The following is an 18,042-nucleotide window of genomic DNA, read 5'->3' on the forward strand; positions in this document are numbered from 1 at the left end:
ACGACGAACCCGCGACCGAGGAACCCGCACGGTCCGGGGGACCGCTACGCGCGCCCCGCCGACTTCTGCGTCCGGCGCGACACCGAGTCGATCACGACCGCCGCGAGCAGAACCGCACCGGTGATCATGTACTGAATCTCACTCGCCATGCCGAGCAGGTTCAGGCCCTGCTGAATCGACTGGATCACGAGCATGCCGAGCAGCGCGGACCACACCTTGCCGCGGCCGCCGAAGAGGCTCGTGCCGCCGATGACCGCCGCGGCGATCACCATCATCAGGGTGTTGCCGCCGCCCAGGCTCTTCGTGGCACCGCCGGAGAGGCTCGCGATGAAGAGCCCGCCGAAGGCCGCCAGCATGCCGGAGATCGCGAAGACGGTGATCCGGATCCGGTCGACGTTGATGCCCGCGCGGCGCGCGGCCTCCGCGTTGCCGCCGACCGCGAAGACCTGGCGGCCGAAGGTGGTGCGCCGGGCCACGAAGTCCGCGATGACGAGGACGGCGAGGAAGAGCACCAGGGCCAGCGGCAGGCCGCGGGCGCCCTCGGGCTCGTTCAGCTCGTAGGCGGCGCCGCCCGCGAGGACGGCGACGACGACCGTGCGCAGCACGATCTCGCTGACCGGACGCGACGGGAGCCCGGCGCTCTTGCGGCGGCGGCTGTCCAGGAGCAGGGACCCGGCGTACGCGATGATCGCGACGGCGGCGAGGCCGTAGGCGGCGCCCTTGTCCGCGAAGTAGTGCCCGGTCAGGTCCTCGACGACGCTGCCCTCGGGCGTGTTGATGCTGCCCTCGCCGCCCATCAGCCAGATCTGCAGACCGCTCCAGCCGAGGAAGCCCGCGAGGGTGACCACGAAGGCGGGCACGCCGATCTTGGCGAAGAAGAAGCCGTGGACGGCGCCGATGACCATGCCGGACAGGATCGCGATGACCACCGCGAGCCAGTCGTTCAGGCCGTGCGTGACGCTCAGCACGGCCCAGACGGCCGCGCCCATGCCGGCCACCGAGCCGACCGAGAGGTCGATCTCGCCCAGCAGCAGGACGAAGACGATGCCGACGGCCATGATGCCGAGGCCGGAGGTGAAGACCGCGATGTTCGCGAGGCTGCTCGCGTCCAGGAAGTGGTCGTTCTTCAGCTGGAAGATGATCGCGATGACGATCAGGCCGATGACGACGGGCAGCGAGCCCAGCTCGCCGCCGCGCATCTTGCGCTTGAACTCGGTCCAGTAGCCGGCCAGGCCCTCCTCGCGGACGAGCAGGCGCGGGTCGACGGCCGGCACGGGCGCGGCCGATGCCTCGACGGTGCCGGGCGCGGCCTCGTCGGGGGCCTTCGGGCTCTTGGCGAGGTCGCTCACTTCGCGTCCTCCTTCGTCGCCGTGGCCGTGCGCGCCTTGCGGCGGGTGACGGCGTTGTCCGTGGCGCCGGTGATCGCGGCGATGATCTCTTCGTTGGTGGTGTCGGCGACGGGGAAGACGCCGTTGTTGCGGCCGAGGCGCAGCACCGCGACCTTGTCCGCGACGGCCTTCACGTCGGCCATGTTGTGGCTGATGAGGATGACGCCGTGGCCGCGCTCGCGCAGCCGCTCCACCAGGTCGAGGACCTGCGCGGTCTGCTCGACGCCGAGGGCCGCGGTGGGCTCGTCGAGGATGACGACCTTGGGGTCGCCGACCAGCGCGCGGGCGATGGCGACGACCTGGCGCTGACCGCCGGAGAGCGCCGCGACCGGGATGCGGACGCTGGGGATGCGGATGGAGAGGGTGTCCAGGAGCTCCCTGGCCCGCTTCTCCATCTTGATCTCGTCGAGGACGGAGGCGCTCTTCAGCTCGCTGCCGAGGAAGAGGTTGGCGACGACGTCGAGGTTGTCGCAGAGGGCGAGGTCCTGGTAGACGGTGGCCACGCCGAGGTTCTGGGCGTCGTGCGGGCGTCCGATGCGGACGCTCCTGCCCTCCCACTCGATGGTGCCGTCGTCGATCGGGTGGACGCCCGAGATCGTCTTGACGAGGGTGGACTTTCCGGCGCCGTTGTCGCCGACGAGGGCGACCACCTCACCGGTGTGGATCTCGAGGTCTACGTCCGTGAGCGCCTGGACGGCGCCGAACCGCTTGGAGACCCCGCGCAACGCCAGCACGGGCGTAGCGGACACGTGAATCATCTCCTTCGCCGCCTGTCCGGCGGGGATGGTGGTGCAGCAAGGGCAAGCCCGGTGCCCGCCCCTCCGATTGCGGGGCGGTTTGTGGGGCGGGCACCGGACCGGTAAGGGAGGCCGTCGTGCGTACGGGCCCGTGGAGCGCTCTCACGCTCCCCGGAGGTCACCGCGAAGCTCGCCCGAGGACTCGGCCAGGAGCTCGCCGCGGAGCTCGCTTCGTACGAACGGCTTTACCGCAAGCGGGTGTTACTTGATACCCGCGGCGTCGCACGCCTTCTTGTACTGGGCCGTGCAGATCTCGCTGACCTTGTAGACCTTGTCCTTGACGATCGTGTCGGCGACGTCGTCCTTGGTGATCGCCTGCGCGTCGTACAGCTTGGCGGGGATGTCCTTGAAGTCGCCGCTGAGCGAGTTCACCTTGCGGTCGACGACGTCGTCGATGCTCTTGCCCTTGAGCAGGCGCACGGCGATCTCGGCGGTGGTCTCGGCCTCCGGCTTGATCTCCTTGTAGATCGTGTAGTCCTGGTCGCCGCTCAGCAGGCGCTGCACGCCCGCGAGCTCGGCGTCCTGACCGCCGACCGGAACCTTGATGCCGCGCTGCTTGAGCGCGGTGATCGCGCCGCCCGCCATGCCGTCGTTGGCGGCGTAGACGCCCTGGATGCCGTCCTTGCCGAGCTTGTCGATCGCGGAGGACATCTTGCGGTTCGCCTCGTCCGGCGACCAGTCCGGGATGTCCTGCTCGTACGCGATCTTCTTGACCTGCTTGTCGAGCACCGAGTGGGCGCCCTTCTTGAAGAAGGGGGCGTTCGGGTCGGTCGGCGAGCCGTTGATCATGACGACGTTGGCGTCCTTGGCCTTGGAGCCGAGCGCCTTGACCATGGCCCCGCCCTGGAGGCGGCCGATCTTCTCGTTGTCGTACGACACGTAGGCGGAGAGCGGGCCCTCGGCGAGGCGGTCGTAGGCGACGACCTTCACGCCCTGCTTGTCGGCCTGCTTGACCCAGGACTTGGTGGACTTGTAGTCGACCGAGTCCAGGATGATCACCTTGACGCCCTGCGTGACAAGGGCCTCGAACTGCTTCTTCTGGGTCTCGATGTCCTGAGCGGCGTTGTTGTACTTGACCTCGCAGTCCGAGCAGAGTTCCTTGATCTTCGCCTCCATGATGGGGCGGTCGAAGGTCTCGTAGCGCGTGGTCTTGTTCTCGGGGAGCAGCAGACCGATGGTCTTGCCGTCGCCGCTGCCCTTGTCGTCGTCGCCGTCGCCGGCCTTGCCACAGGCGGTCATGGCCAGTGCCATCGAAACCGCGGCCGTGCCTATGACGACGCGACGCGTCATTGCGTTCATGGTGGGGTGCCTCCCTGACGAGGCCGCGTCGTTGCGGCCGAGGTGGCTCGAAGTCAACTCGGCCGCCACACCAGCGTCAAGGAGTAAATCCTTAACGAGATGACAACGGTGCCATGCGTTATCTAAGTGAAGGCAGGTGCGCCCGCAGGCAGCGTTCCGTCCAAAAGGGTCGAATCACCCATCTCACTGAGTGCGAGCGCCAGGGCGCCCAGCACCTCGGCCCGCCCCCCAAGCGCCCCCGGAAGCACGGACAGTTGGCGCGCCGCACTCGGGATCGCGTACCGCCCGACCGACTCCCTGATGGGCCCGAGGACCAGCTCACCGGCCTCCGCGAGGTCGCCGCCCAGCACGACACGGGAAGGGTTGAGGAGGTTGCAGAGATTCGCGACACCGCTGCCGATGTGCCGCCCGACGTCCGCGATCACGCGCCGGCACCCCGGGTCGCCGTCGCGGGCGAGGCCGACCACGCGCTCCATGGTCAGATCGGTGCCGTGGCTGGACTGGAGCAGCGGCAGGACGTAGCGGGCGGCGGTGAAGGTCTCCAGGCAGCCGCGGTTGCCGCAGCGGCAGACCGGGCCCGACTCGTCCAGGGTGATGTGGCCGATCTCCCCCGCGGTGCCGCCGGGCCCCCGGTAGATCCGCCCGCTGATCACCAGACCGGCGCCGACACCGCTGGCGACCTTGATGTACGCGAGGTCCTTGACCCCGCGGCCGCTCCCCCAGACCAGCTCGCCGAGCGCGCCGAGGTTGGCGTCGTTGTCGACGTGCACGGGCACGCCGAGGCGGGCGCCCAGCTCCTCGGCGGGCTTGGTGCCGGTCCAGCCCGGCAGGATCGACGTCGAGCCGAGGGTGCCGGACTCCACGTCGATGGGGCCCGGCACGCCCAGTCCCACGCCCGCGATCTTGGTGGGGTCCACGCCGGTGGCCCCGATCAGCCGGGTGACCAGCTGCTCGGCCCGGTCGAAGCCCTGCGCGGCGGACGCGTCGACGTCCAGCGGCTCGGACTCCTCGGCAAGGACCTGGTGGGCGAGGTTGCCCACAGCCACGCGCAGGTGCGTATGGCCGAAGTCGACGCCGATGACGATGCCCGCGTCCCCGCTCAGCGAGACGCTGCGGGCCCTTCTGCCGCCCGCCGAGGTGGGCGTGACCTCGACCGTTCCGCCGTCCTTCAGCTCGCGGACGATGTTGGAGACCGTCGCCGCCGACAGGCCCGTCGTCCGCGCGATCTCCGCCTGCGTGAGCGACCCGGCGAGCCGCACCGCGCGCACGACCCGCTCCAGATTGGCCCGGTGCAGAGAGGACTGCGACCCCGGAGTCTCCATTGACTCTCACCCTTTGCCCTATTTCGGGCGGCTCCGAAGCCGCCCATGACGCCGGCCCCGGAAGCAGGAACCGGGCCATGTACAAGTTGTGAACTCCAAACTCTGCTGTAGGAGATGCCGCAGTCAAGTCCTTGACGGAGATCCAGCCCGCGTGGGCGGACCGCCCCCGACGGCCCGCCCATGGGATGGACCTGCTCCGCATTCCCGCCCCCGCACCGGTCCGCCATGCGTCTCCTCACCCCCCTTGGGCCCACTGGTCACGGCGGGGTTGCATGCAAGAGGTGTCGGCACGGCCATCGGTCGCCCGTGCTTGGCCAAAGACCGCCTTGCCCGGGGTTCACGGGACACGAGACGCTGCTTGGTCCGTTGAACGGCTCGTGCGATCCGGGGGACGCGGTGGAACGGCTGACGGCGAACGATCCGGCGGAGGTCGGGCGGTACCGCTCCATCGCGGAGCTGGGCAGGGGCGGCATGGGGCGGGTCCTGCTGAGCAGCGCCCCGGACGGCAGCCTGGTCGCGCTGAAGCAGGTACGCACACAGTTCGTCGAGGACGACGGCTTCCGGGCCCGGTTCCGCCGCGAGGTGGCGGCGTCCCGCAAGGTGTCGGGAGCGCATACGTCGGCGGTGATCGACGCCGACGCGGATGCCGAAGAACCGTGGCTGACCTCCGAGTTCGTCCCGGGCCCTTCGCTCCAGGAGGCGGTCGCGGCCGTCGGCACGCTGCCCGAGGAGGCGGTGCTGCGCATGGCGGCGGGGCTCGCGGCGGCCCTGTCCGACATCCATCGGGCCGGGCTCGTGCACCGGGACCTGAAGCCGTCGAACGTGCTGCTCACGGACGACGGGCCCCGGGTCATCGACTTCGGCATCGCGCGGGCCACCGAGGACGGTACGGGCACCGGGCCGACCCACTCCGGAGTGCTCGTCGGCTCCCCCGGCTTCATGTCGCCCGAGCAGGCCGAGGGACGGACCGTGGGACCGGCGAGCGACGTGTTCTCGCTGGGGACGGTCCTCGTCATGGCGTGCACGGGCACGTGTCCCTTCATCGGGCCCTCCCTGCCGCAGACCCTGTACAACATCGTCCACACCGAACCCGACCTCGGCGCGCTGCCCGCGAAGGTCCGGCCGCTCGTCGCCCGTTGCCTGGCCAAGGACCCCGCCGAGCGGCCGAGCCCCGCCCGGCTCCTCGAGGACATCGGCCGGATCACGCGGCCCGCCCGGCCCTGGCCCACCGAGGTGCACGAACTGATCGCGGCGCAGCAGGCCGAGATCGCCCGGCTCCAGGAGGAGCTGGAGCGGCGCACCCGGGAGCGGGACGCCGTGGAGAGGGCCCTCGTCGAGGGCCCGCCCGGCACGGGAGGCCCCGACGGCCCGACGGCCGCGCCCCAGCCGCCCCGGCCCCGGTTCGCCGTCCTCGCGGGCACGGCCGTCGTGGTCGCCACGCTGACCGCCGCGGCCGTCGTCGCCCTGGCTCCCGGGGGCGAGAGCGACACCCGGACCACCGACAAGCCGCCGAGGGCGACCGCGCCGGTCGAGCGGACGGCCGAGCAGCCGAGCCCGGAGCCGGCCACCGAGGCGCCGCCCGCCGCGGAGGCGACCACGCCCGACACCGAGCCGTCGGCCGAGAGCGAGCCCACCCGGCAGCCCCCGACGCGGATCGAGACGCGGCCGAGCACCCGGCCCGCGGCGATCGCCGACTGCGGCGGGCAGCCCCTGTCCAGGCCCGCCACGCTCATTGTGGCCTGCGGCGACGGCGGCGGCGGGCTCAAGAGCCTGACGTGGTCGGGCTGGGGCTCACCGGTCGCCCGCGCCACCGGATACGGCTGGCAGCGGATCTGCTCCCCCAGCTGCGCCGAGGGCAGGGAGGCCCAGTACTCCGTGAACGTGACCGTCTCGGGCCTGAACGGCGGGCGCTACACAACGATGCGGGTCACGGCACCCCAGTCACCGAGCAAGACCGTCACGGACTACTCGCTCGACGCGTACGGGCCGACACAGCGGGGCTGACCTTCACACGCCCCACGCCGTGAACGCCCCCCAGTGGACCGGCGAGGCGAAGGGACGCTCCTGCCCCGGCATCGGCTGCGCGGCGTAGCGCGCGGTCAGGTCCGCCAGGTGCCGGTGCGAGCGCGCGTACTCCGCGAGACCGTCCCACGTGAGGCGGCGCAGCCACCGGCGCGACCGGCCGAGCGCCGGTACCGGATCGTGCCCGTCGGCGAGGAGTTCGTAGAACCGCGTCATCAGGAACGCGGTCGCCATGTCGTCCACCTGCCACAGGCTGGTCACCGCGCAGGCGGCTCCCGCCTGGAGGAAGGCGGCCGGAAGTCCGAGGAACTCGTCGGGCGCCTCGATGATGCCGTAGTGCCCCGACTGACAGGCGCTGGCCACCGTCATTCGGCAGCGCGGGAGTCGGTGCCGTACGAGGACGTCCATGTCCAGGTGTCCGTCGGCGAGCACGAGTGAGCCGCCCCGGCTCTCGGAGCCCGCGCTGCCGTGGCAGCTCAGGTGCAGATACGAGGCGTCGGCGAGGCGGTCGAGGACCCAGCCGACGGTGGCCTGCGCCCCCACCGCGCTGCTGACCTCGCCGCGCGGCCCGAACAGCTCGACGATCTCGGCGAGTTCGCCGCGGCTGCCGGGCAGCGAGCCGTCGGGGTCGGTGACGGCCACCAGGTGCGGCGCCTCCTCCCGCGGACGGGCCGCCCTCGCGCGGGACGCGGCGTGGACGGCGGCCGACGGGGTGACGGCCAGGGTGCCGATGTCGTCGAGGACACGGTCCGGCCCGGGGCCGAGCGGCACGGCGTGCAGCGGGACCAGGCCGAGCAGGCCGGTCGGCACGACGACCGCCTCCTTGCCCGGCTCGGTCGCGAGGAGTTCGGCGAGCGGGCGCATGAGCGGCGCGAGGGCGTCGAGCCGCTCCAGGGTGGCGGGCAGCTCACGGCGCCGCCTGAGCTTCGTGGCCTGCTGGACGAGCCAGAGCCCGGTGGTGTCGTCCTCCGGGTCCATGACCAGGAGCCGCAACAGGGTGACGCTGCTCACCTCGGGCACGTGCACCGCGCGCACGGCGGGTTCGGCACCGGTGACCACCAGGACGTAGCTGCCCCAGGGCGCGTTGACCAGATACGCGAGCGGCACTCCGCCGGCCGCCCTGACGATGTCCCGCAGTTCGGTGGTGCGCAGGAAGTCCTCGAAGCCGGGGATCGCCCGGATCTCCTCGACCACCGTGCGCAGGGCGCGTTCCGCGACGGCCTGTTCCCGCGCGCCGGGGGCGAGTCCGGCCGGTGTCATCGCGGACGGTTCGGCGACGGACGCCCCGTAGCGGGCCTGGGCCTCGCGGTAGCGGCGGGCCACGGCGGGGTCGATCCGTTCGAGTTCCGCCAGGTCCGCGGCGCCGCGGCCGGCGACCACCGAGAGCTCGCAGGCAAGACCGCGTTCGATCGCCTCCACCGCACGCTCGGGACGGCCCGCACGGGCCAGCAGGAAGGCGGTCCAGCGGGCGAGCCTGTCCACCTGGACGAGCACGCCGCGGCGGCTCGCGACGGTGACCTGGGCGTCGTAGAGCGCGCTCACCGCGATCAGCATGTCGGACGCGATGTCGGCGGCCTCCTCCCAGCGTTCCCCTTCCGCACAGGAGTTGAGGAGCTCCCTGGCGATGTTGAGGTGCAGGGAGGGCGCGAGGGCGGGTGGGGCCGCGGCCAGGGCGGCGCGGCGCAGCCGGACGCTCTCGGCGTTGTCGGGGCCGTCGAGCAGGTCGCTCGCCTGGGCGAGCAGCCAGGTGATGCGCCCGGTGTTGAGGAGGCCGGGGCGGGTCAGCGACAGGTCGAGCGCCGCGGCGGCCGCCGCCCGCGCGCCCCGGGCGTCGGCGGGTTCGCGGGACAGCAGCAGGTGGGCGAGGTTGCACTGCGCCTGCGACCACAGCGCTGGGTCGTCGTCGGGCCGCAGGTGCCGGAGCACGTCCCGGTGGCACTGCTCCGCCTCGCGCGCGTCGTCGGCCGCGGCCCGGCGGCCGAGGAGCAGGCCTAGGTTGACCATGGAGTAGGCCCAGTTGACCGTGGAGCGTTCCAGCGATCGCTCTTCGAGTCCGGCCCTGATGTGGTCGATGCCGAGGGTGAGGTCGGCGGTATCGCCGCCCGGCCGCTCCGACAGGTGCAGCCCGTAGTTGGTCTGGATCCTCGCCCAGAACTCGGGGTGTTCCCCGCGGTCCAAGCGACTCGCGCGCGCCAGCAGGTCGCGGGCGGTCTCCCAGACCTCCAAGCGGTCGCCGTCGTCGCGCGAGTAGTAGGCGCTGGCCAGGTTGTTGGCGGTGCGCACCCATTCCAGACTGCCCTCGGGCAGCTTGGCCAGCGCGTGTTCGAGGAGCCCGAACGCCTCGGAAAGGTCGGCGTCGAGCCCGGCGTGGGCGGCACCCACCAGGCGCTCGCCGAGCAGCGCGGCGAGCGCGGTCTCCGTCTGCTCCTCGCCGAGGTCGGCGGCGAGCGCGAGGCCCTCCCGGGCCGTTGCGATGCCCGCGGCCCCCTCGGCGGCGAAGGCCGCCTCGTGCAGCTCCCGCAGCCGTTCGCGCAGATCGCCGCCGAAGCGGCTCAGGGAGTCGAAGTAGCGTCGCAGCGCCTCGCTCTGCGGTGTGGTGCCGTCACTGAGGTCGTCGAGGAGCTGCTGGCGGCGCCGGAGGTCCGGGGCGTGCGGAGCGCCCTCGGCGGCGCGCAGCTCCGCGCGGCCCGCGTCACGCACCTTGGTGTCGCGCGTCAGCTCCGGCCGGGTTCGCAGGAGTTCGGCGAGTTCGTCCGGCATGCTCGTCAGGACCGCGTACAGGAGCTCGCTCACCTCGGCGCCCTCGCGCTCCTGGGCGAGGTACCCGAGGAACATCCCGTAGTTGTCGGCCACCGGCTGACCCCGCGACAGCAGCTCCGCGCGGGCCGTCGCGGGGTCGGCCAGGTCCCGGTCGAGGTCGCGGGCCAGAACGACCGGGAGCAGCTTGCGGGGCAGCGGGATGACCTGCCCGTGGAAGACGTCCGCGCGGAAGGCCCCGGCCCGCTCGGCCTCACCGAGCGGGGCGAGCGCGGACGGCGGGGGGTCGCCCCGGAGGTCGGCGAAGGAGACCCCGAGCAGCAGGGGCGCCGTCACACCGGGGCGCAGGATCAGCAGCGGCGCGTCGATGTCCGCGCCCGCGCCGCAGCCGGGGCAGTCGGCCCTGGCCAGGCCGTGGCCCGCCGCCGCGAGGACGTCGGCGCGCTCGCGGGCGTCGACGACGCGCCACACCACGTCCGTGCACTCCCGGTCGCACTGCGGGCAGCGCCACGCGTAGGACGCCCTGGCCGAGACCGCCATCCTGCCTCCGTAGGTGCCGCGTGGGCGCCGCCCGCCCGCTCCTCAGTTGCCGCCGCTGATCCGCGACAGCAGTGCCGTGAACACGCGCCCGAGAGCCGCGTCCTTCATGGCCCTCTTGTGGATGGTCAGGCTCCACTTTCCGCGTGTGTCCCGCTTCACGGCCACCTCGGTCTGCAGGAGCACGACGACGAGCACGGGAACCGCGAGCGTCACCAGGTCGAAACGCTCCCTCGGAGACCGCGCGTAGTCGGCCGCCTCATCCACCGTTCGTGCCATGTCCTCCCCCAGGGAGGCGGCGTACGCCAGCATGGCACGCGCCAACTCCCCTTCTGTCGGCACCGGTTGTCCGGGCAGCACGTATTCGGACACGTACCCGGCGTCAAGCGTCTCGCTCAACTCCGCACCGTCCCAGACGTACTGCCGTGCCGCGTCGAGGAGCCCGCGCTCCTCGACCACGGCCGCGAGAGCCTGGACGGCCGCCTCGTCGGACAGCGTCCGGACGTCCCGCTCCAACCGGTCCTGGTCCAACCGACCGTCTTGCGTCATGTGTTACTTCACCGACCCCGCCGTGAGCCCCGATACGACATGCCGCTCGATGAAGGCGAACAGCACGATGACCGGCACGATAGCGACCACCGACGCGGCGAACAGGTAGTTCCACTGCACCGTGTAGTTGCCGATGAAGTTGTTGATGCCGACCGTCAGCGGCTGCTTGTCCGGTTCCGTGGTGAGGGTCAGGCCCATCACGAACTCGTTCCAGGACGTGATGAAGGTGAAGATCACGGCCGTCACCACGCCCGGCAGGGCCAGCGGCAGGGTCACCTTGATCATGGCGCCGAAGCGGCTGGTGCCGTCGACCATGGCGGCCTCCTCCAGCTCCGGCGGGATCGAGGAGATGTAGGCCGTCAGGATCCACACCGCGAACGCGAGGTTGAACGCCGCGTTGGTGAGGATCAGCGTCCAGACCGAGTTGAGCATGTCCAGCTGGTGGAACTCGCGGTAGAGGCCCACCAGGAGCGCCGTCGGCTGGAACATCTGGGTGACCAGGACCAGCAGGAGGAAGAGCTTGCGGCCCCGGTAGCGCATGCGCGCCGTGTAGTACGCGGCGGGCAGCGACACCAGCAGGACAAGGAGCGTCGCGCCACCGGCCACCAGCAGGGTGACCTGGAGGTTCTGGCCGAGCTCGGACTCCTTCCAGACGTCGATGAAGTTGGCCCACTCCAGGTTCTGGGGCAGGTACGTGCGGTCCCGCAGCTCCTCCTTGGGGCGGAGCGCGGTGACGATCATCTCCAGGTACGGCGCCAGGAAGATCGCCGCGAGGAGCCAGGCGCAGGCCGTGATGACCAGGGTGCGCGGCCGGAAGGTGCGCTTGGGCCGGTCGCCCCCGCCGCCCTTCTGCGGCGCCGGGCGGGTCGCCGTCGCGGTGGCCATCAGTCCTCCTCGTTCCACCGGCTGACCTTCAGGAAGATCAGCACGAGCACCACGACCATCAGGAAGTTGACGACTGACATGGCCGCGGACTCACCGATGTCGGTCTCCTTCAGCTTGTACATGAACACCATCGACGTGGAGGTGTCGTAGCCCGGTCCGCCCTGGGTCATGGCCCAGATGATCGGGAAGGAGTTGAAGACGTTGATGAGGTTGATGACGACGCCGACGAGGAAGGCGGGCCGCAGCATCGGGAGCGTGATGTGGCGGTACGTCTGCCAGGGCCCCGCCCCGTCGATCCGCGACGCCTCGTACACGTCCTGCGGGATGGTCTGCAGACCGGCGAGCAGCGTGTACGTGGTGAAGGGGAGCGAGACGAAGACGGCGACGCCCATCATCCACGGCCAGGCGGTCTCCGGCTTGCCCAGCCAGTCCTTGGAGCTGTCGATGAGCCCCAGGTCCAGCATCAGCGTGTTGAGGACGCCCGCGGTCTGGTTGAGCATCCACTTGAAGCCGATGGCGGTCATCAGGACGGAGGCCGCCCAGGGTGCGATGAGCGCCCAGCGGGTGATGCGGCGGCCGGGGAACCGCTGGTTGAACAGCTGGGCGAGGGCCAGCGAGAGCAGCATCGTGACGCCGACGACGACGACCGTCCACACCACGGTCCACAGGAGGACGGAACCGAAGTCGCTCTCCTCGAAGAGCTTCTTGAACTTGTCGGTCCCGGCGCTGCCGCGCACCTTGCCGGCGATGGAGATGTTGAGGAACGAGGTGCGGATCAGCTCGATGACGGGCCAGACGACCACGGCGAGGATCAGCAGGATGACGGGCGCAATCCAGGGCAGCGGGCCAAGCCTGGCTATGCCGCTGCGGCGGCTCACCGGCCTGGGGGCGCGCCCGCCCCGTCCCCGGCCGGTCTCGGCCGGGGACGGAGGGGCCTTCAGTGACACAAGGACTCCTTGCGAACTGGGTGAACTGGGGGTGACTGCGGTGACGTGACGGCTACTTGGACTCCGCCGCCGCCGACTCCGCCTTCTTCTGGAGGTCGCCGAGGACCGCCTTCGGGTCGTCGGAGACCGCCTTGCCGCCGGTCTTCTTGATCTCGGCGGAGACGACGTCCCACGAGGTGTCGCCCAGCGGGTAGAACTTCGCGTTCGGCAGCACCTGGAAGAACGGCTCCAGGTCCTTGTGCTTGCCGCTGTCCGTCATCTGCTTCAGGGCGTCCTTGGTGACCGGCATGAGGTTGTACATCTCGTCGAACGCCAGCATCTTCTTGGAGTACGTGAAGTCCAGGAACTTCTTCACGCCTTCCTTCTCCGCGCCGCCGTCCTTGAACGCCATCATCCAGTCGGCCACGCCGAGGGTGCTGTTCAGCGGGCCCGTCTTGCCGGGGATGGGCGCGACGCCGTAGTCGACCTTGCCCTCCTTGGCCATCTGGATCAGGCTCGGGTGGCCGTTGAGCATGCCGACCTTGCCCGCCGCGAAGTCCGCGAAGGCCGTCTTGCGGTCGGTGGAGGCGGGGTTGGCGTAGGTGAGGCCGGGCTTGACCAGGCTGGTCTTGAGCCACTCGAAGGTCTCGACGTTCTTCGCGCTGTCGAGGGTGTACTTGCCGTCCGCGTCGGTGTAGCCGCCGCCGTTGCCGAGCTCCCACATCATCGACTCGCCCTGGGTCTCCTCGGGGCCGAGCGGCAGGGCGTAGGGCGTGTCGGCGGCCTTCTTGTCCTTGATCTTCTTGGCGGCCGCGGCGAGTTCGTCCCAGTTCTTCGGCGCGTTCTTGACGCCCGCCTTCTTGAAGACGGCCTTGTTGTAGAACATCACGCGGCTGGAGGAGACCCACGGTATGCCGTACTGGGTGCCGTCGACCTCGCCGGCCTTGGCGAAGGACGGGATGAGGTTGTCGCGGGTCTCGGGCGAGAGGACCTCGTCCGCCTTGTACAGCAGGTCGTCCGCGACCTTGTCGGCGTAGCCGCCGGTCTGCAGCAGGTCGGGCTCGTTGCCCGCCTGGATCATGTTCTTCACGGACTTGTCGATCTCGTTCCAGTTGATGACCTGGACGTCGACCTTGTAGCCCTTGTTGGCCTTCTCGAATTCCTTCTTGACCTCGGCCCAGTACACCTTGGAGGCGTTGGAGGCCTTGTCGCCGTAGTCGGCGGCGACGAGCTTGATGGTCTTGCTGTCACCGCTGTCGCTGTCCCCGCTGCAGGCGGCAAGTCCCAGCGCCATACAGAGTGTTGCCGCACCGGTGGCGACGTATCGATTCCTCATTGCTGTTCAACCCTTCGACATCGGTGTCGACTTGAGCGCGTACAGTCGCCCCCCGCGGCGCCGTGGGCCGAGACTACTCACGCCCCGATTCGCCTCAACAGGCCTAGACCACTTTCGTGGCCAAGCTGAAATCACCTGCTCCACCTGGTCACTTGAGGGCTCCCGCGGTGAGACCGGCCTGTACCTGTCGCTGGAAGACCGCGTACACGACGAGCACCGGCAGCATGGCGATCGTCAGTCCCGCGAAGAGCGCGCCCCAGTCTCCGCGGTACCCCTGGGAGACCGCGAGCGAGGCGAGCCCCTGCGGCAGCACGTAGTTCTTCTCCTCCTCGTTGTTGAGCAGCAGCGGAAGCAGGTACTGGTTCCACTGGCCGAGGAAGTTGAAGATGCCGATGCTGACCAGGCCCGGCTTGGCCATCGGCAGCATGATCTGGAAGAACGTCCGGGTGTGCGAGGCCCCGTCGACCATCGCCGCCTCCTGCACGCCGGTCGGCAGCGTGCGGAAGAAGGAGGTCAGGAAGAAGGTGGTGAAGGGCAGCGAGTACGCGATGTACGCGATCATCAGGCCCGGCCGGGTGTCGAGGAGACCGAAGTTCTCCATGACCGCGAAGAGCGGCACGAGCGCGAGGATGACCGGGAACATCATGCCGCCCGCGAACAGCATGAAGACGAGCCGGTTGCCCGGGAAGGTGAAGCGCGCGATGACGTAGGCCGCCATCGACCCGAGCAGCATCGTGCCGGTCAGCGAACCGGCCAGGATGATCAGCGAGTTCAGGGTGTACTGGCCGATATTGGCCTTGTTCCACGCGTTGCCGAAGTTCTCCCAGTGGAAGGAGGCCGGCCAGCCCATCGGATCGCTGAGGATCTCGGCCGAGGGGCGGAACGCGGTGAGCGCGACCCAGATCAGGGGTCCCGCGGCGAGGATCACCCACAGGACGAGGAAGGCGTGCGAGAAGACGTTGAGGGTGGCGCCGCCCGTCTCTCTCTCGCGGCGGGGCGCGTCCTTGGTCTCGGCGCGGGGCCCGGCGGCGGTGGTCGTGGTCATGATGCAGAGCTCCCGCGGTCTCAGTATTCGATCCGGTCGCGATTCCCGACGCGCATGACGATCAGGGAGAAGACCATGCTCAGGGCGAGAAGGACGACGCCGATGGCCGTGGCGTAGCCGTACTGGCCGTCACGGAAGCGCTCGTAGAGGAAGACCGGAGTCACCTTCAGGACGTGCGGAGGCACCATCACCAGGCAGATCGCGAAGGTGTCGAGCGCCTGGATGCCCATGTAGATCCAGCCGGTGCGGACCGTGTCCCAGATCAGCGGCAGCGTGACGTTGAAGAAGGTGCGGGTGCGGCCCGCGCCGTCCAGGAGCGCCGCCTCGTAGATGTCCTTGGGGACCGAGCCCATCGCCGCGGAGAACAGCACGACGTAGAAGCCGACGAAGCTCCAGCTGATGACGACGAGCAGCGAGATCACGCCGAGGGACCACTCGCCGCCCAGCCAGGCGGGCCCGTCGATGCCGATCTTGTCGAGGCCGCCGTTGATCAGGCCGCTGTTGGTGTTGAGGACGCGCCCCCACACCACGGCGATGATGGCGACGGACAGCACCTGCGGGAAGAAGTAGACGACCTTGTAGAACGACGAACCCGCGACGCCCGCGATGGCCTGGCCCCTGCGGTGCCGGCCGCCCGAGGTGATCATGTAGGCGAAGAAGATGCCGAGGACGAGGGTGAGGAACGGAGCGACGACCAGCAGCAGGGCGCTGACCTTCACCGAGTCCCAGAACCGGACGTCGTTCCACATCTTCTGGTAGTTGTCGAACCCGATGAAGTTCGCGACCGGGCCGCCGGACCAGTCGGTGAACGAGTAGTAGATCGCCTGCAGGAAGGGCGAGATGACGAAGAGCGCGTAGAACGCGAGCGGCACCGCGAGGAAGCCCACGATGAAGCGGTACTTGTCGAGCGTGCGGTAGCGCCGGTCGTAGCGGACCCGCTCGGGAGTGAAGCGTGGTGGCAGCACCACGGCCAGCGCGAACAACAGCGCGCTCGGTGCGCCCGGCGCGGGCCCGCGGCCCGCCTGCTTCTTCGGAGGTGGGGGATTGTCCACCCGGGTGTCGGTCTTCACGCTGCTCAGCCCCGCCCGCTCTGTCACATGCTCTACGTGCTGTTGGGTGCCGTACGACCCGGTGGGTGCCGTGGCGTTCCCGCCGGGCCGTACGCCCTCGGTCGTGTACCGGGGTCGTCGTGCACCGGGGCCAGGGCCGCGAAGGCCCCGGACCCCGGGAGGGTCAGGCCTTCTTGATCTTGGTGATGTCGGGGTCGTTCTTGATCCGGTCGGAGGCCTTCTGCATGGTGTCCATCGCCTGCTTGGTGCCGATCTGGCCCTGCATGAACTGGTGGATCATGTTGTTGAAGTCCTCGCGGAACAGCTCGTTGTACCAGTCGAAGAACTTGGGGATGACGATGTTCTCGCCCGCCGCGTCGATGGCCTTCTTCGCGCTCGCCGCGCCGGACGGCAGCTTCTGGCCGTCGATGGCGCCCTTGACGACGGGGATGGAGCCGACCTCCTTGAAGAGGTTGAGGGCGGCTTCCTTGCTGTACATCATCCGCATCCACTCCAGGCCGCCCTGGCGGTTCCGGGCCTTGGCCGGGACGATGAAGGGCTCACCGGCCGGCGCGTAGAGCGTGCCGAACGGCATCTTGTCGGAGGAGTCGAGCGAGGGGGTCGCGCCCACCGTCATCGCGAAGTCCTTGGGCGTGGTGTCCTTCGCCTCGTTCTCCACCCAGGAGCCGTTGGGGACGAAGAGGCACTTGCCCTCCTTCGTCCACGCGGTCTGCATCTCGGTGTGCGCCTCGGTGCCGTCGAAGCCGGTCAGCACGTACTTCTTGGCGACGAGCTCCTCCCAGGCCTCGAAGACGTCCTTGACGGCGTCGTGCTTCCAGGCGTCGGGCTCCAGGTAGTCCATCGCCTCGATGACGTCACGGCCGCCGCGCTGGGCGAACATCGCGTACATGCTGAAGAACATGTAGCGCGGGTGGCCGCCCGGGTAGCTCCAGCCGTGGATGCCCTTGCCCTTGGCCTTCTTGCAGACCGCGAGCATCTCGTCCCAGGTCTTGGGGTACGCGGAGTCCAGGCCCTCTTCGAGGAGCTTCTTGGAGTACCAGTTGCCGTACACCGTCAGCGTGATGTTGAGCTGGTAGCACTCTCTGCCGCCGAAGCGGCCCATCTCCTCGACGACCGGCACCAGGGTGTCGCGCACGGTGACGCCCGGGTCGTCCCAGGAGGGGGCGTCGAGCACCTCGCCGAGGTCGGCGACCTGCTTGTTGTGGACCAGCTTGCCGATGTTCATCTGCTCGGCGCCGGAGTTGTTGACGACGTCCGCGGTGGGCTTGCCCCGGACGATCTTCGGCTGGACCTGGGTGGCGATCTTCGTCGTCGCCTTCTGGTCCGCCTCGGCGTCGGGGTACTTCTTGGCGTACATGTCCGTGACGAACTGGGCGTACTTGTCGCCGTATCCGCCGTTGAAGATGTAGACCGTCAGGCCCGCGTCGTTCTTCACGCCCAGCGGGTTCTTCTTGGACTTCTTGCCCTTTTCGGCCTTGTTGTCCTCGCCGCCTCCGCTGGCGCAGGAGGTGAGGGCCCCGACGGCGGGGACCGCGAGCAGGCCGACGGCTGCCGCCCGCTTCATGACATCACGACGGTTGACGCTGGTGGATCCCATGCTCAAGTCCTCGCCTTCTCCAGGACTCAGGCGGTGAACCGGACCCTCCCCGGCACCGCGGTGGTGTGAAGCTGGGGTCGTGCGTTACAGCTGGGTCGTGCGTGACAGCTAAGTCGTGCGGTGGATCGGTGGAGCGGGACTGCGATGGAGCGGCACTGCGGTGAAACGGGACTGCGATGGTGCGGCGAAGCAGCGGAACACCGGATTCGGTTGGCGGAAAACGGAGTTGGCACATCCGGACTCCCGCGCCCTGCCGCCCCGGGCCCGCGACCGGCCGAACGGCCGTGCAGACGCCGACAGGTATAGTCCACTCGCCGCCAGGTGGGCAAGATCGAATACAGCATTGCCCGGCAGGCTTGTCCGAGTTGAGACCTGCGATGTTCTCCTGCGAAACCTCTCGCACATCACCGCCGTTCCACGTGGACTTTCGCGGCGGTTTCCATGGACTTTCCCGCAGGTGACCCACCGGGCGCCGGGCGCGCCCCGGTTCGGCCGGCGGTCCCGGCGGGAGC

13 protein-coding genes are annotated in these 18,042 nt (G+C 69.7%); 1 reads left to right on the forward strand and 12 read right to left on the reverse strand.

Annotated features, from left to right (window positions below):
* Nucleotides 1-44 precede the first annotated feature (44 nt).
* The 4 genes from AB0L89_RS12060 to AB0L89_RS12075 form a co-directional block, all read right to left on the reverse strand.
* Nucleotides 45-1,349, reverse strand: coding sequence for a sugar ABC transporter permease (locus tag AB0L89_RS12060; RefSeq protein WP_365138400.1), 1,305 nt, complete (start codon nucleotides 1,347-1,349; stop codon nucleotides 45-47).
* The gene (locus tag AB0L89_RS12065) at nucleotides 1,346-2,146 is read right to left on the reverse strand and encodes an ATP-binding cassette domain-containing protein (protein WP_365138403.1); all 801 of its coding nucleotides are present in this window, start codon (nucleotides 2,144-2,146) and stop codon (nucleotides 1,346-1,348) included. The genes AB0L89_RS12060 and AB0L89_RS12065 overlap by 4 nt, the downstream gene beginning before the upstream one ends.
* Nucleotides 2,147-2,386: 240 nt before the next feature.
* Nucleotides 2,387-3,475 carry a substrate-binding domain-containing protein gene (locus AB0L89_RS12070; RefSeq protein ID WP_365138583.1) on the reverse strand — a complete coding sequence of 363 codons (1,089 nt, stop codon included), beginning with the start codon at nucleotides 3,473-3,475 and terminating at the stop codon, nucleotides 2,387-2,389.
* A 131-nt stretch (nucleotides 3,476-3,606) separates the two neighbouring features.
* Entirely contained in the window at nucleotides 3,607-4,806 is a 1,200-nt protein-coding gene (locus AB0L89_RS12075; protein WP_365138406.1) for an ROK family transcriptional regulator, read from the reverse strand.
* Nucleotides 4,807-5,202: 396 nt separating this feature from the next.
* Between AB0L89_RS12075 and AB0L89_RS12080 the strand changes: the two genes are divergently transcribed.
* Nucleotides 5,203-6,810 (forward strand): serine/threonine-protein kinase, encoded by a 1,608-nt coding sequence (locus AB0L89_RS12080; RefSeq protein ID WP_365138409.1) that lies wholly within the window; start codon nucleotides 5,203-5,205, stop codon nucleotides 6,808-6,810.
* Between the two features lie 3 nt (nucleotides 6,811-6,813).
* Here the strand turns inward: AB0L89_RS12080 and AB0L89_RS12085 are convergent, their stop codons facing one another.
* The 8 genes from AB0L89_RS12085 to ngcE form a co-directional block, all read right to left on the reverse strand.
* Nucleotides 6,814-10,125, reverse strand: a complete 3,312-nt coding sequence (locus tag AB0L89_RS12085) for a CHAT domain-containing protein (protein ID WP_365138412.1) — start codon at nucleotides 10,123-10,125, stop codon at nucleotides 6,814-6,816.
* Nucleotides 10,126-10,167: 42 nt separating this feature from the next.
* Nucleotides 10,168-10,671 carry a hypothetical protein gene (locus AB0L89_RS12090; RefSeq protein ID WP_365138415.1) on the reverse strand — a complete coding sequence of 168 codons (504 nt, stop codon included), beginning with the start codon at nucleotides 10,669-10,671 and terminating at the stop codon, nucleotides 10,168-10,170.
* Nucleotides 10,672-10,674: 3 nt separating this feature from the next.
* Nucleotides 10,675-11,556, reverse strand: a complete 882-nt coding sequence (locus AB0L89_RS12095; RefSeq protein WP_365138418.1) for a carbohydrate ABC transporter permease — start codon at nucleotides 11,554-11,556, stop codon at nucleotides 10,675-10,677.
* Nucleotides 11,556-12,503, reverse strand: a complete 948-nt coding sequence (locus AB0L89_RS12100; RefSeq protein ID WP_365138421.1) for a sugar ABC transporter permease — start codon at nucleotides 12,501-12,503, stop codon at nucleotides 11,556-11,558. Before AB0L89_RS12100 ends, AB0L89_RS12095 begins: the two co-directional genes overlap by 1 nt.
* A 52-nt stretch (nucleotides 12,504-12,555) precedes the next feature.
* Nucleotides 12,556-13,776: an extracellular solute-binding protein gene (locus AB0L89_RS12105; RefSeq protein WP_365138424.1), complete on the reverse strand. Its 1,221-nt coding sequence runs from the start codon at nucleotides 13,774-13,776 to the stop codon at nucleotides 12,556-12,558.
* A gap of 190 nt (nucleotides 13,777-13,966) precedes the next feature.
* Nucleotides 13,967-14,863 carry a carbohydrate ABC transporter permease gene (locus AB0L89_RS12110; protein WP_365138427.1) on the reverse strand — a complete coding sequence of 299 codons (897 nt, stop codon included), beginning with the start codon at nucleotides 14,861-14,863 and terminating at the stop codon, nucleotides 13,967-13,969.
* A gap of 20 nt (nucleotides 14,864-14,883) precedes the next feature.
* Nucleotides 14,884-15,825, reverse strand: coding sequence for a sugar ABC transporter permease (locus AB0L89_RS12115; RefSeq protein ID WP_365138586.1), 942 nt, complete (start codon nucleotides 15,823-15,825; stop codon nucleotides 14,884-14,886).
* A 271-nt stretch (nucleotides 15,826-16,096) separates the two neighbouring features.
* Complete coding sequence (gene ngcE, locus AB0L89_RS12120) at nucleotides 16,097-17,530, reverse strand: N-acetylglucosamine/diacetylchitobiose ABC transporter substrate-binding protein (RefSeq protein WP_365138430.1); 1,434 nt, start codon at nucleotides 17,528-17,530, stop codon at nucleotides 16,097-16,099.
* Nucleotides 17,531-18,042: the final 512 nt, after the last annotated feature.

The organism is Streptomyces sp. NPDC052114 (genome assembly GCF_040680155.1).
GTDB lineage: Bacteria > Actinomycetota > Actinomycetes > Streptomycetales > Streptomycetaceae > Streptomyces.